At 61.3% G+C, this 13,951-nt stretch carries 12 protein-coding genes and 7 tRNA genes; 15 read left to right on the top strand and 4 right to left on the bottom strand.

The features are described from left to right. The 6 genes from ACNFBR_RS14630 to ACNFBR_RS14655 all read left to right on the top strand — a co-directional run. A partial coding sequence (locus ACNFBR_RS14630; protein ID WP_416735565.1) for a hypothetical protein occupies positions 1 to 207 on the top strand: 207 nt, incomplete at its 5' end. A gap of 282 nt (positions 208 to 489) precedes the next feature. Further along, positions 490 to 1,125, top strand: coding sequence for a TetR/AcrR family transcriptional regulator (locus ACNFBR_RS14635; protein ID WP_012271171.1), 636 nt, complete (start codon positions 490 to 492; stop codon positions 1,123 to 1,125). 209 nt (positions 1,126 to 1,334) lie between these two features. Further along, a complete protein-coding gene (locus ACNFBR_RS14640) occupies positions 1,335 to 2,303 on the top strand; it encodes a GTP 3',8-cyclase MoaA (RefSeq protein WP_416735566.1) in 969 nt (322 codons plus the stop codon). Between the two features lie 66 nt (positions 2,304 to 2,369). After that, entirely contained in the window at positions 2,370 to 2,975 is a 606-nt protein-coding gene (locus tag ACNFBR_RS14645; protein ID WP_416735567.1) for a DUF4823 domain-containing protein, read from the top strand. A 10-nt stretch (positions 2,976 to 2,985) separates the two neighbouring features. Further along, positions 2,986 to 3,546, top strand: coding sequence for a DUF1285 domain-containing protein (locus ACNFBR_RS14650; protein WP_416735568.1), 561 nt, complete (start codon positions 2,986 to 2,988; stop codon positions 3,544 to 3,546). Between the two features lie 154 nt (positions 3,547 to 3,700). Next, a complete protein-coding gene (locus tag ACNFBR_RS14655) occupies positions 3,701 to 4,102 on the top strand; it encodes a cupin domain-containing protein (protein WP_416735569.1) in 402 nt (133 codons plus the stop codon). Positions 4,103 to 4,160: 58 nt separating this feature from the next. On the opposite strand, the gene ACNFBR_RS14660 is transcribed toward ACNFBR_RS14655, so the two are convergent. Further along, positions 4,161 to 4,236 (bottom strand) — tRNA-Asn (locus tag ACNFBR_RS14660). A gap of 62 nt (positions 4,237 to 4,298) precedes the next feature. Continuing rightward, complete coding sequence (locus tag ACNFBR_RS14665; protein ID WP_416735570.1) at positions 4,299 to 5,495, bottom strand: amino acid aminotransferase; 1,197 nt, start codon at positions 5,493 to 5,495, stop codon at positions 4,299 to 4,301. 287 nt (positions 5,496 to 5,782) lie between these two features. Here ACNFBR_RS14665 and uvrB point away from each other — a divergent pair, with 287 nt between their 5' ends. Then, the gene (uvrB, locus tag ACNFBR_RS14670) at positions 5,783 to 7,798 is read left to right on the top strand and encodes an excinuclease ABC subunit UvrB (RefSeq protein WP_416735571.1); all 2,016 of its coding nucleotides are present in this window, start codon (positions 5,783 to 5,785) and stop codon (positions 7,796 to 7,798) included. 200 nt (positions 7,799 to 7,998) lie between these two features. On the opposite strand, the gene ACNFBR_RS14675 is transcribed toward uvrB, so the two are convergent. Continuing rightward, positions 7,999 to 9,489, bottom strand: a complete 1,491-nt coding sequence (locus tag ACNFBR_RS14675; protein ID WP_416735830.1) for an MDR family MFS transporter — start codon at positions 9,487 to 9,489, stop codon at positions 7,999 to 8,001. Positions 9,490 to 9,538: 49 nt separating this feature from the next. Further along, the gene (locus ACNFBR_RS14680; RefSeq protein WP_416735572.1) at positions 9,539 to 10,594 is read right to left on the bottom strand and encodes an HlyD family secretion protein; all 1,056 of its coding nucleotides are present in this window, start codon (positions 10,592 to 10,594) and stop codon (positions 9,539 to 9,541) included. Between the two features lie 143 nt (positions 10,595 to 10,737). Between ACNFBR_RS14680 and gltX the strand changes: the two genes are divergently transcribed. The 8 genes from gltX (at position 10,738) to ACNFBR_RS14720 (ending at position 13,939) form a co-directional block, all read left to right on the top strand. After that, the gene (gene gltX, locus ACNFBR_RS14685; protein ID WP_016715155.1) at positions 10,738 to 12,219 is read left to right on the top strand and encodes a glutamate--tRNA ligase; all 1,482 of its coding nucleotides are present in this window, start codon (positions 10,738 to 10,740) and stop codon (positions 12,217 to 12,219) included. Between the two features lie 281 nt (positions 12,220 to 12,500). Beyond that, positions 12,501 to 12,576, top strand: a tRNA-Ala gene (locus ACNFBR_RS14690). A 72-nt stretch (positions 12,577 to 12,648) separates the two neighbouring features. Continuing rightward, positions 12,649 to 12,724, top strand: a tRNA-Glu gene (locus tag ACNFBR_RS14695). Positions 12,725 to 12,777: 53 nt separating this feature from the next. Further along, positions 12,778 to 12,853, top strand: a tRNA-Ala gene (locus ACNFBR_RS14700). 42 nt (positions 12,854 to 12,895) lie between these two features. Continuing rightward, positions 12,896 to 12,971 (top strand) — tRNA-Glu (locus ACNFBR_RS14705). A gap of 62 nt (positions 12,972 to 13,033) precedes the next feature. Next, a tRNA-Ala gene (locus tag ACNFBR_RS14710) sits at positions 13,034 to 13,109 on the top strand. 42 nt (positions 13,110 to 13,151) lie between these two features. Further along, a tRNA-Glu gene (locus tag ACNFBR_RS14715) sits at positions 13,152 to 13,227 on the top strand. A 172-nt stretch (positions 13,228 to 13,399) separates the two neighbouring features. Continuing rightward, positions 13,400 to 13,939 (top strand): TetR/AcrR family transcriptional regulator, encoded by a 540-nt coding sequence (locus ACNFBR_RS14720; RefSeq protein WP_416735573.1) that lies wholly within the window; start codon positions 13,400 to 13,402, stop codon positions 13,937 to 13,939. The last annotated feature ends 12 nt before the right edge of the window (positions 13,940 to 13,951 follow it).

Consider the following 13,951-nt stretch of genomic DNA (forward strand, 5'->3'; position numbering starts at 1 on the left):
CAAGATCAAGATCAAGATCAAGATCAAGATCAAGATCAAGATCAAGATCAAGATCAAGATCAAGATCAAGATCAAGATCAAGATCAAGATCAAGATCAAGATCAAGATCAAAAGCACAGTACAAATATCGAGCGGGAGTGCGGGCCGCTTTGCGGCCCGTCGCGTAAGCAAAAAAAACCCGGGTTCTGGGGGGGGAATCCGGGTTAAGACCATTAGGAGTAAAACAAAGGTACGCGGTCCCTGAGCACCTTTATCGGCGCGCCACTTGGGGGGGATGCGCCGCGCCAACACTTCAAGTATTGGTCAGGTTTGGCGCAGTGCCAGTGCATATTGGTCGTTTTTTAAACAGATTTGGAATACGCCAACGATTCGTTCCTCCCGTAGCGCATGGCCGTATGCATCGTGAAACACAGACATGCGTGGATGATCCGTGCAATTTCCCGCAAGTTAGGCATAATAAACCGCTTCGATTGTCATCCAGTCCTTCCCATGCAGAAAGAACCTCGTAAGGTCCGTGAGTTTCGCCGTCGCGAACAGGAAATCCTCGACACCGCGCTCAAGCTGTTTCTCGAACAGGGCGAAGACAGCGTCACCGTCGAGATGATCGCCGACGCCGTGGGCATCGGCAAAGGCACGATCTACAAGCATTTCAAGTCCAAGGCGGAGATTTACCTGCGCCTGATGCTCGACTACGAGCGCGACCTGAATGCGCTGTTGCACTCGGCCGATGTCGACCGCGACAAGGAAGCCCTGTCGCGCGCCTACTTCGAGTTCCGCATGCGCGACCCACAACGTTATCGGCTGTTCGACCGCCTTGAAGAAAAGGTGGTCAAAGGCAACCAGGTACCGGAAATGGTCGAGCAGCTGCACAGCATTCGTGCCTCCAACTTCGACCGCCTGACCCAGCTGATCAAAGGCCGTATCAGCGAAGGCAAGCTTGAAGACGTACCGCCGTACTTCCACTACTGCGCCGCCTGGGCGCTGGTGCATGGCGCCGTGGCGCTGTACCACTCGCCGTTCTGGAGCAATGTGCTGGAAGACCAGGAAGGCTTCTTCCAGTTCTTGATGGACATCGGCGTGCGCATGGGCAACAAGCGCAAACGCGACCCGGAACCGACGAACTGAATCGGTAGTTCGCACTACCTGTAGGAGCAGCCTTGTGCTGCGAAAGGGCCGCTCTCTCCCGCACATATCTACGTGGCTGTACCGGCCCCTTCGTAGCACAAGGCTGCTCCTACAAAGGGCCGCTGGCTTTCGACGATGTGCAGGGGCTTGCAAAAACCTGATTTTTGAGTCAGGTTTCGCCGGCCCCTTCATCCATGCCGGAGTCAATCATGATCGTCGATCGTCAAGGCAGGCGTTTTCGCAACCTGCGCGTCAGCCTGACGGCTGCCTGCAATTACGCCTGCACCTATTGCGTGCCCGACGGTAAGCGCCTGGTGGCGGCGCAGGACGAACTCTCGGCTGACGCCTTGGCCCGTGGCGTGGCTTACCTGATCGAAGCCGCCGGTATCGAGCGCCTGCGCATCACCGGTGGTGAACCGCTGGTCAGCCCGCGGCTGGACACCTTCCTGGGGGCTGTGGCCAAGCTCGACCTCGACGATATCTCGCTGACCACCAATGGCCAACTGCTAGGGCGTAAACTGCCTCAGCTGCAGGCTGCCGGTATTCGTCGCCTGAACGTTTCCCTCGATACCCTCGACCCGCAAGCCTTCCGTCGCATCGCCCGGGGCGGCGACCTGGCCAGCGTGCTGGCCGGTATGCAGCAGGCCAGCGCCTTGGGCATGCGAGTGAAGGTGAACATGGTGCCGATGCGTGGGCAAAACCTCGACCAGGTGCTGCCGCTGCTGGATTACTGCCTGGAGCGCGGCTTCGAGCTGCGTTTCATCGAGCTGATGCGCATGGGCCACCTGGCCCGTGACAATAATGCCTTCCTGCAACAGTTCGTCAGCCTCGACCAGCTGCTCGCGCTGATTGGCGGCCAGCACGCCTATGCCCAGGTCGACGCGCCGCTGGACGCTACCGCCTTGCGTTATCAAATCCCCGGCAAGGGCTATTTCGGTGTCATCGCCAATGAGAGCGTGCCGTTTTGCCGTACCTGCTCACGCTTGCGCCTGTCTTCCACGGGCTGGTTGCATGGCTGCCTGTCGTCAGGCAACCGCCATTTCGTCGGTGACCTGCTGGAGCAGCCGCGCCATCAGGCGCTGCCAGCCCTGCAGCGGTTGCTGGTCAAAGCGTTGGCAGACAAGCAGGACCTGGCGTTTTCCGGGGGCGTGACGATCATGAAGGTGATTGGTGGCTGAAGCTGGCGCAAAAGCTGCATCCGCCAGCCATTCGCCGGTTTTTCGTCGCCGGTCACTGGAGGAAAGATGCGTAGCCTGGTCTTGCCGCTGGCGCTGATGGCGCTGGGCGGCTGCATGAATGTCAGCGATATGGGCGAGGGCGTCCGCTATCACATGAGCGATGCCGGCCTGCTGGATCACAGCGAAACCCGTCGCACCCTGTCTATCCGCCTGCAGCCTGATTCGTTCATCTTCATCGGCCAGGGCGCCTTCGTGCCGCCGGGCAAGGGGCCGGTGCCACGGCAGAACGCAGTGGCCGAGCAAGCCTTCAAGAGCTTCGTCGAGTATTTCCCAATGGTGCGCCGCGCCCAGGGCCCGCTGGGCCTGGAAGAGGCCATTGCCCAGGCGCGCTCGGTAGGTGCCGACTACGTGTTGTACACCCGTTTCGCACGCACCGACGACCGCATCGGCAACGGTGACGAGTGGTATGACGAACAGGCCGTAGACCGCCTGGGCTGGGACACTGGCGTGGTGCAGATGATGCTGATCGAAACCAGCACCCGCTACCTGATCGACACTGCACGCATCAAGAGCCGTGGCGGTTTGTTGACGTTCCACGACAACACCCCAGAGGATTTGCTTGGCGCGCCAATGCGCGAGTACGCTCGTAGCCTTCTGGGCATGAGTGAATGAGGCAAGCGTGATGAGCGACTCCGGCAAGGCCAACGACCTTCTGGCGCAGATCCCTAAAGCCAAGGGGCTGCCGCCGGTGCATCTGTGGAACCCGGATTTCTGCGGTGACATCGACATGCGCATCGCCCGCGATGGCACCTGGTACTACCTGGGCACGCCGATCGGGCGCAAGCCGATGGTGCGGCTGTTTTCTACCATCATTCGCCGCGATGGCGATGACTATTTTCTGATTACCCCGGTAGAGAAGGTTGGCATTCGTGTCGACGATGCGCCGTTCGTGGCCGTGCTGCTGGAAGTGCAGGGCGAAGGCGAACAGCAAGTGCTGCGCTTTACCAGCAATGTCGAGGACCAGGTGGATGCCGGGCCGGATAACCCCCTGCGGGTGGTGATCGATCCGGTGACGCAGGAGCCATCGCCGTATGTGCTGATGCGCAGTAACCTCGAAGCCCTGATTCACCGTAATGTGTTCTACCAACTGGTGGCGCTGGCCGTGCCGCGTGAAATCGATGGTGAGGAATGGCTTGGGGTGTGGAGCCAGGGTGAGTTCTACCCGATTGGGCGTAGTAGCTGACTTCTTGTTAACGGTGCAGGCCTCTTATGGGGCAAGCCCGCGAGGAGGCCGCCACAGGAAAAATCGGCCCCCTGCTTTTACCTCGAATTGGCCATTTGTCTTCAGCCAATCAGGGCCTAACCTGCTGGCAATTGCCATCCAGGAGAACCCCAGCATGAAACCCCTGAGCCTCGTCCTTTTCGCTCTGCTCGCCGCCCAGTCCCCCGTCTGGGCCCATGGCGACGTTGCCGATCAGGTCAAAGTCCTGCAGCAACAGCAACCCTCGAACGCCCCCGGCAAAACCGCCGTCATGCTTACCGTCAGCTACGCCCCCGGCGAAGCATCGCCCGCGCACCAGCACCCAGGCGCAGTGATGGCCTATGTGTTGGAGGGGACGGTGGTATCGAAGCTCAACAATGAGCAGGAAAAGACCTACAAGGCCGGCGAGTACTGGTACGAGGCGCCTGGCACCGTGCATGGCGTGTCACGCAATGCCAGCAAGACCCAGCCGGCCAAGCTGCTGGTCTGGAGCCTGGTGGACGAGGGCAAGCCGGTGACAGAGGCGCTAGGCCAGTAAATACGATGCAACGAAAAAGCCCCCGGTTGCTTGCGCACCCGGGGGCTTTTTCAGTGTTTGGCTCCGCGACCTGGACTCGAACCAGGGACCCAATGATTAACAGTCATTTGCTCTACCGACTGAGCTATCGCGGAATCTGCGCGTATCTTACTGATTGCCCAGGGGAAGTCAAGCCACCCCAAGGCAAAACAATGAGTTACAGCACCTCGACGATCGCCTTGGTGACCACGTGGATGTTGCTTTGGTTCAGTGCGGCCACGGCGATACGGCCAGTATCCAGGGCGTAGATGCCAAAGTCGTTCTTCAGGCGAGCGACTTGATCAACGGTCAGGCCCGAGTAGGAGAACATGCCTACCTGGCGGCCAACGAAGCTGAAGTCGCGGTTGGCGCCGTATTCGGCCAGCAGCGAAACCATCTGCTTGCGCATGCCGTGAATGCGCTCACGCATTTCAGCCAGCTCGGTTTCCCACATCTGGCGCAGTTCGGCGCTGTTCAGCACGGTGGCAACGATGGTTGCGCCGTGGGTTGGCGGGTTGGAGTAGGTGGTGCGGATTACGCGCTTGACCTGCGACAGCACGCGCGTGCTCTCGTCCTTGGAGGCGGTGACGACCGACAGTGCGCCGACGCGCTCGCCGTACAGCGAGAACGACTTGGAGAACGAGCTGGAAACGAAGAACTCCAGGCCCGACTCGGCGAACAGGCGCACGGCGAAGGCGTCTTCGGCGATGCCGTCACCGAAGCCCTGGTAGGCCATGTCGAGGAACGGTACGTGGCCCTTGGCCTTGACCACTTCCAGCACGTTTTTCCAGTCGTCCAGGCTCAGGTCGACGCCGGTCGGGTTGTGGCAGCAGGCGTGCAGCACCACGATCGAGCCGGACGGCAGGGCGTTGAGGTCTTCGAGCATGCCGGCGCGGTTGACGTCGTTGGTCGGCGCATCGTAGTAGCGGTAGGTCTGCACCGGGAAGCCGGCCGACTCGAACAGCGCACGGTGGTTTTCCCAGCTTGGATCGCTGATGGCGACCACGGCGTTGGGCGAGATGCGCTTGAGGAAGTCGGCACCGATTTTCAGTGCGCCGGTACCGCCGACGGCCTGCACGGTGACCACGCGGCCAGCGGCCAGCAGTGGCGACTCGGCGCCGAAGATCAGCTTTTGTACGGCCTGGTCGTAGGTGGCGATGCCGTCGATCGGCAGGTAGCCGCGCGAGGCGTGCTGTGCGGCACGCTGGGTCTCGGCTTCGATCACGGCGCGCAGCAGCGGGATGCGGCCTTCCTCATTGCAGTACACGCCCACGCCCAGGTTGACCTTGTCGGTACGTGGGTCGGCGTTGAATGCTTCGTTGAGGCCCAGGATAGGGTCGCGGGGTGCCAGCTCGACAGCGGAAAACAGGCTCATTGTTACTTCGGCTCTGATTGGAGAGTGATAGGACGTACACGCTCCAGCCGAATGCACTGAAGCGGTGCACAAACGGGGAGTCAGTATAGTGATACCGACCGGTCACCGCGACACTCTGGCGCAGCTTTTCAGGTTATTTGCGCAAATTTTTTTCGACCATTGGTCTAATTGCCGGGTCCACCGTTACACGCGTTCACAGCTGTGCCTTGAAAGCGCCCCCGGGCGGGCGCATTTGGGTATAGACTACTGGCTAAATTTACAGTTGCTGCAGCACCGCGAGGTCCGTCATGTCCGAGTTCCAGCTCGTCACCCGTTTCCAGCCGGCCGGCGACCAGCCCGAGGCCATCCGCCAGTTGGTCGAAGGCATCGAGGCGGGGCTGTCGCACCAGACGCTGCTCGGCGTGACGGGCTCAGGCAAGACCTTCAGCATTGCCAACGTCATCCAGCAGGTGCAGCGCCCGACCCTGGTGCTGGCGCCGAACAAGACCTTGGCCGCGCAGCTGTACGGTGAGTTCAAGGCGTTCTTCCCCAACAATGCGGTGGAATACTTCGTCTCCTACTACGACTATTACCAGCCGGAAGCCTACGTACCCTCATCGGATACCTTCATCGAGAAGGACGCCTCGATCAACGACCACATCGAGCAGATGCGGCTGTCGGCGACCAAGGCGCTGCTGGAGCGGCGCGACGCGATCATCGTCACCACCGTGTCGTGCATCTATGGCCTGGGCAGCCCCGAGACCTACCTGAAAATGGTCCTGCACGTAGACCGTGGCGACAAGCTCGACCAGCGCGCGCTGCTGCGCCGCCTGGCGGACCTGCAGTACACCCGCAACGAAATGGACTTTGCCCGGGCCACCTTCCGCGTGCGCGGCGACGTGATCGACATTTTCCCAGCGGAATCGGACCTGGAGGCCATCCGCATCGAGCTGTTCGATGACGAAGTGGAGAACATCGCCGCTTTCGACCCGCTGACCGGCGAGGTTTTCCGCAAGCTGCCGCGTTTCACCTTCTACCCCAAGAGCCACTATGTCACCCCGCGTGAAACCCTGCTGGAAGCCGTGGAGGGCATCAAGGAAGAATTGAAGGAGCGCCTGGAGTACCTGCACAAGGCCAACAAGCTGGTCGAGGCGCAGCGCCTGGAGCAACGCACCCGCTTCGACCTGGAGATGATCCTCGAGCTTGGCTACTGCAATGGCATCGAAAACTACTCGCGCTACCTGTCCGGGCGCCCGGCCGGGGCGCCGCCACCTACGCTGTACGACTACCTGCCGGCCGATGCGTTGCTGGTGATCGACGAGTCCCACGTCAGCGTTCCGCAGGTTGGCGCCATGTACAAAGGCGACCGCTCGCGCAAGGAAACCCTGGTCGAGTATGGCTTCCGAATGCCTTCGGCGCTGGACAACCGGCCGATGCGATTCGACGAGTGGGAGGATGTCAGCCCGCAGACCATTTTCGTTTCGGCCACCCCAGGCCCCTATGAGGCTGAACATGCCGGGCGGGTGGTGGAGCAGGTGGTGCGCCCGACCGGTCTGGTCGACCCGCAGGTCGAGGTGCGCCCGGCGCTGACCCAGGTCGACGACCTGCTGTCGGAAATTCGCAAACGCGTTGCGCAGGGCGATCGGGTGTTGGCCACCACGCTCACCAAGCGCATGGCCGAGGACCTTACCGACTACCTGGCCGACCACGACGTGCGGGTGCGCTACCTGCACTCGGACATCGACACTGTGGAGCGGGTGGAGATTATCCGTGACCTGCGTCTGGGCACCTTCGATGTGCTGGTGGGCATCAACCTGCTGCGCGAAGGCCTGGACATGCCCGAGGTGTCGCTGGTGGCGATCCTCGATGCAGACAAGGAAGGCTTCCTGCGTTCCGAGCGCTCGCTGATTCAGACCATTGGTCGTGCTGCGCGTAACCTCAATGGTCGTGCCATCCTCTACGCCGACAATGTGACGGGCTCGATGCAGCGAGCGATCGATGAAACCGAGCGCCGCCGCGAGAAGCAGATTGCCTTCAACCAGGCCAACGGCATTGTGCCCAAAGGTGTGGTCAAGGACATCACCGACATTCTGGAAGGCGCCACAGTGCCTGGCGCGCGTAGCAAGAAGCGCAAGGGCATGGCCAAGGCCGCGGAGGAGAGCGCCCGTTACGAGGCCGAATTGCGTACGCCGGGCGAAATCACCAAGCGCATCAAGCAACTGGAAGAGAAGATGATGCAGTTCGCCCGCGACCTGGAATTCGAAGCGGCGGCGCAGTTGCGCGACGAGATTGCCCAACTGCGCGAGCGCTTGATTACCAGCTGATCGCGTTCGTTGGCTGCACCGGCCTCTTCGCGGGCTTGCCCGCTCCCACAGCTACCACACAGCCCTGTGTAGGAGCAGCCTTGTGCTGCGAAGAGGCCATTATTGGCTTAATTCTTCTTGGGGTATTCAAGCCCTTTCGCAGCACAAGGCTGCTCCTACAGCAATCCCTGTGGGAGCGGGCAAGCCCGCGAACAGCTAACTCAGTGGGCTTCCCCGGCCTTCAGCCCCTGCGGCAGCTTGCGGGTCAGCAACACCGCCACCATGCTCACCGCCAAGCCGATCCCGACAAAGTGGAACGCATCGTTGTAAGCCATGATCAACGCCTGCTGGTGGGTTATCTCGCTCAGCTTGCCCAGCGCCGCATTGTCATTGCCCAGGCGTTCCGCCAGTTGCGCCAGTCGCTCCGCCACTTGCGGGTTGCTCGGCACCACCGATTCGCGCAGGTAGTCGAAATACACCTTGGTCCGTGCATCCAGCAGGGTGGCTAGCAGCGCAATGCCAATGGCCCCGCCCAGGTTACGCAGGATATTGAACAGGCTCGACGCCGACCCGGCATCCTGCGGCTGGATATACGCCGTGGCGATCAGCGAAATGGTCACCATGATCATCGGTTGGCCCAGGGCGCGGATGATCTGGATATGGTTGAACTGCGGCCCGGCAAAGTCCGGGTTGAGCACACCCGAGCCGAAGCTGGCGGCACCGAACAGGCAAAACCCCAACGCGCACAGCACCTTGGGTGACACCACCTTCATCAGTTGCGGCACCAATGGGATCAGGAACAGCTGCGGAATACCCATCCACATGATCACTTCGCCAATCTGCAGGGCGTTGTAGCCCTGCACCTGCGCCAGGTACAGCGGCAACAAGTAGATCGACCCGTACAGGCCCACGCCCATGCCCAGGCTGGCGATGCTCGACAGGCCGAAGTTACGGTTACCCAGGATACGCAGGTTGATCAGCGGGTGCGGTTTGGAAAACTGCAGGATTACGAAGGTGATCAGGCTGACCAGGGCGATGCTGCCAAGGCCGACGATCAGGTTCGACTCCAGCCAGTCCTTGCGGTGACCTTCCTCGAGAAACACCTGCAGGCAGCCCAACCCCACGCCCAGGGTGACGATGCCGGCGTAATCGGTGCTTTTCAGCAGTTCCCAGTGCGCCTCCTTCTTCTCCAGCCCGTAGAGCAGGCCGGCGATCATCACCAGGCCCGGTGGGATGTTGATGTAGAAGATGTATTCCCAACCCCAGTTCTCGGTCAGCCAGCCGCCCAGGGTGGGGCCGATGGAGGGGGCGAACGTGGCGGTCATGGCGAACATCGCCATGCCTTTGGCGCGGTGGTGCTCGGGCAGCTTGATCAGCGTCAGGGTGAAGGCCAGCGGGATCAGCGCGCCGCCAGTGAAGCCCTGTAGGGCACGGAACAGGATCATGCTCTCCAGGTTCCAGGCCATCGAGCACAGCAGCGACGACAGCAGGAAGCCGCCGGATACCCACACGGCCAGGCGCCGCGCCGACAGCAGCTGCACCAGCCAGGCGGTCAGCGGGATCATGATGATTTCCGCCACCAGGTACGAGGTGGAAATCCATGAGCCTTCTTCCAGCGTCGCCGACAGTGCGCCCTGGATGTCCTTCAACGAGGAGTTGGTGATCTGGATGTCCAGCACCGCCATGAAGGCACCGAGCATCACGCTCATCACGGCGATCCAGTCGCGCCGGGTCGGCTCCGCAGTGGGGCGCAGCAGCGGGTCACCGGCCATGCTGGCCTTCGTCTTCGCGGCGCAAGTCGACGGTGGCGGTGACCGACATGCCGGGGCGGATACGCCCATGCAGCGGGTTGTCGGCGCCGAAGGTGAGTTTCACCGGGATACGCTGCACCACCTTGGTGAAGTTGCCGGTGGCGTTGTCTGGCGGCAGCAGGCTGAATTGCGCGCCGGAAGCGGCGAACAGGCTGTCCACTCGGCCCTCGATCGGTGTGTCGGGGTAGCTGTCGAACAACAGCTCGACGCGCTGACCGGGCTGCATTTGGCCGATCTGGGTTTCCTTGAAGTTGGCCTGCACCCAGATGTCTTCGTCCGGCACGATCGACAGCAGGTAGGCGCCAGCCTGCACCACCTGGCCATTGCGCGCATTGCGCTGGCCGATGGTGCCGTTGATGGGGGCGCGGATTTCGCAACGGGTCAGGTTCAGTTCCGCCTGGGCCAGGTCGGCGCGGGCATTGGCGATTTGCGCATCGAGGCGTTTCAGGTCGGCGTTCAGCGCATTGACCTGCTGGCGCTGGCTTTGCAGGTCGGCGCGGGCCTTGTCGACCTGGGACCCGGCAACGTGGCTGTCGGCCGACAGGGTGGTGACCCGCTCTTCAGAGACATAGCCCGGCTTGCGCAGCTTCTCGGCGCGGCTCAGGTCCAGTCGTGAACGGTCGAACGTGGCCTGGTTGGCCGCCACCTGCGCCTGGCCGGCGGCAATCAGGCTGCCTTGCTGGGTCAGGCGACTTTGCGCTTGTGCGTACTCGGCCTCGCGGGTGGCCAAGGCGGCGCGGGCACGTTCGACTGCCAGTTCGAAGTCGGCGGCCTCCAGGCGCACCAGCAGGTCGCCCTTGTTGACATGCTGGTTGTCCTCGACCGGCACGCTGTCGATACGTGCGCCGAGCTGGCTGGAGATGCGGGTGATCTCGCCCTGCACGTAGGCATTGTCGGTGCTCTCGTAGAAGCGGCCTTTGAAGTACCAGTGGGCCAGGAAGGCGAGGGCGACGATGGCCACCAGGGTGAAGAAGATCGCCAGGCGGCGTTTGAGTTGGGCAGGCATGGGGACTATCGTTCCAGAAATGTAAATAAATTTAACAGCGCCGCAGGGCCTGTCGACAAGTGACGTTCGCGCCATTGCTGGAGCCCGGTGCCTGCCTCCTGCTAACATCCCGCCTTTGTTTCATCTTTCGTTCGAGACCCTCCATGACCACCGTACGCACGCGTATCGCGCCATCGCCGACCGGCGACCCCCATGTCGGCACCGCCTACATCGCCCTGTTCAACTACTGCTTTGCCAAGCAGCACGGCGGTGAGTTCATCCTGCGCATCGAAGACACCGACCAGCTGCGCTCCACGCGCGAGTCGGAGCAGCAGATCTTCGACGCCCTGCGCTGGCTCGGCATCGAATGGAACGAAGGCCCGGACGTCGGCGGCCCGCACGGCCCGTACCGGCAGAGCGAGCGTGGCGAGATCTACGCCAAATACGCCAAGGAATTGGTTGACGCTGGCCACGCCTTCTACTGCTTCTGCACCGCTGAAGAGCTGGACCAGATGCGTGCCGAGCAGCAAGCCCGCGGCGAAACCCCGCGCTACGACGGCCGCGCACTGCTGCTGAGCGCCGAGGAAGTACAGCGCCGCCTGGCCGCTGGCGAGCCACACGTGATCCGTATGAAGGTGCCGAGCGAAGGCATGTGCGTGGTCCCGGACATGCTGCGCGGCGATGTCGAAATCCCGTGGGACCGCATGGACATGCAGGTGCTGATGAAGAACGACGGCCTGCCGACGTACTTCCTGGCCAACGTGGTCGACGACCACCTGATGGGCATCACCCATGTGCTGCGTGGGGAAGAGTGGCTGCCGTCGGCGCCCAAGCTGATCAAGCTGTACGAGTACTTCGGCTGGGAGCAACCCAAGCTGTGCTACATGCCGCTGTTGCGTAACCCGGACAAGTCCAAGCTGTCCAAGCGCAAGAACCCGACTTCGGTCACCTTCTACGAGCGCATGGGCTTCATGCCGGAAGCCATGCTCAACTACCTGGGCCGCATGGGCTGGTCGATGCCGGACGAGCGCGAGAAGTTCTCCCTGGCCGAAATGGTCGAGCACTTCGACCTGTCGCGTATCTCGCTGGGTGGCCCGATCTTCGACATCGAGAAGCTGTCCTGGCTCAACGGCCAGTGGCTGCGCGAGCTGCCGGTCGAGGAGTTTGCCGCGCGCCTGCAGAAGTGGGCGTTCAACAGCGACTACATGATGAAGATCGCCCCGCATGTGCAGGGCCGCGTCGAAACCTTCAGCCAGGTTGCCCCGCTGGGTGGGTTCTTCTTCGAAGGCGCATTGAAGCTGGATGCCAAGCTGTTCGAAAGCAAGAAGCTGTCGGCCGACCAGGTGCGCCAGGTGATCCAGCTGATCCTGTGGAAGCTCGAAAGCCTGCGCCAGTGGGAAAAAGAGCGCATCACCGGTTGCATTCAGGCCGTGGTCGAGGCATTGGAGTTGAAACTGCGTGACGCCATGCCGTTGATGTTCGCCGCCATCACCGGCCAGGCCAGCTCGGTTTCGGTATTGGACGCCATGGAAATCCTCGGCCCCGACCTGACCCGCTACCGCCTGCGCCAGGCCCTGGACCTGCTGGGTGGCGTGTCGAAGAAAGAAAACAAAGAGTGGGAAAAGCTGCTGGCCTCTATCGCCTGATTCAGCGTTATCCCTGACCTGTAGGAGCGGGCTTGCCCGCGAATGCGGTGTTGAATTTACCATCGCATTCGCGGGCAAGCCCGCTCCTACAGGTTCAGCTAAACCTCTGAGAACTGGGGCAGGGCGGTAAGTGATTGTTATCTGTGAAAATTTTTTTGAATATTTTAAAAAATTAGTTTGACAGCTGTGCAATCCGATCTTAATATGCGCCCCGTCCACAGCGATGAACGAAAACGAAACGCCAGGCACCCAGCCAGCGATTCGGTTCAAAGCGACATTGTGGGGCTATAGCTCAGCTGGGAGAGCGCCTGCATGGCATGCAGGAGGTCAGCGGTTCGATCCCGCTTAGCTCCACCAAATTCCGCTTAGCAGCCAAGGCTGATAAGCAAGACCGGGTCCAGCAACCGGGTCTTGAAGGTAAGAAGGTTCGTCCCCTTCGTCTAGTGGCCTAGGACACCGCCCTTTCACGGCGGTAACAGGGGTTCGAGTCCCCTAGGGGACGCCAGTTTTGCACAAGCGATGTTTCACGATGTCGCTGGGCCGCGAGGCTAGAAATCCGGGGCTATAGCTCAGCTGGGAGAGCGCCTGCATGGCATGCAGGAGGTCAGCGGTTCGATCCCGCTTAGCTCCACCAATTTTGCCGCGGTTCGCGTTAGCGGATCGGCACGAAGGTTACGTCCCCTTCGTCTAGTGGCCTAGGACACCGCCCTTTCACGGCGGTAACAGGGGTTCGAGTCCCCTAGGGGACGCCACTTTTTCCTGCGTTTTGCAGGGCTTAAAAAGGCTCGTCGATTATTGATGAGCCTTTTGTTTCGGGGCTATAGCTCAGCTGGGAGAGCGCCTGCATGGCATGCAGGAGGTCAGCGGTTCGATCCCGCTTAGCTCCACCATTTCTGCCAGGGTTCACGCAAGTGGATCTTCGCGAAGGTTACGTCCCCTTCGTCTAGTGGCCTAGGACACCGCCCTTTCACGGCGGTAACAGGGGTTCGAGTCCCCTAGGGGACGCCATATTTACCCGCGTTTTGCGGGACTTTAAAGGCTCATTCGCTTATTGAATGGGCCTTTTGTTTTTCTCCCTTCCGAAAAGTTCGCAGCTGACAAGTGGCGTAAAATTTTGCTTGCCAAAAAATATGATGAGAATAATATTTCGATCATCATATTTTGCATGGCGAGTGCCCTGATGAGCGACAAGAAGAGCAGAACCCGTGAACGCATTCTGGAAGCTGCGCGCAGTGCGCTGATCCAGCATGGCCCGGCCGAGCCCAGCGTCAGTCAGGTGATGGGCGCGGCAGGCCTGACGGTCGGCGGCTTCTATGCCCACTTCGACAGCAAGGACGAGCTGATGCTCGAAGCATTCCGCCAGCTGTTGGGTGAGCGCCGCGCCTTGCTCGCCCAGATCGACCCCAACCTCGATGGTGCTGGGCGGCGTGCCCTGGCCGGTGCCTTCTACCTGTCACGCAAGCACCGGGATGCCGAAGTGCACGCGTGCCCGCTGCCTAACTCGCTGGGCGAAATGCAGCGCCTGCCCGAGGTCTTCCGCGAAGTACTGGCCGAGCACATCGAATTGATGACCGCCGCGATGGTTGATTGCCCTGAGGATGCCGATAAAGCGCTGGCCGACCTGGCCCTGATGGTCGGTGGCCTGGCGTTGGCGCGTGCCTTGGGTACCAGTGACTTGTCTGACCGTATTCTGCGCGCCGCCAAATCGGCGGTGCTTTAACCCTGGAGCATG

It is taken from the genome of Pseudomonas sp. NY11955 (genome assembly GCF_048068035.1).
Classification (GTDB): domain Bacteria; phylum Pseudomonadota; class Gammaproteobacteria; order Pseudomonadales; family Pseudomonadaceae; genus Aquipseudomonas.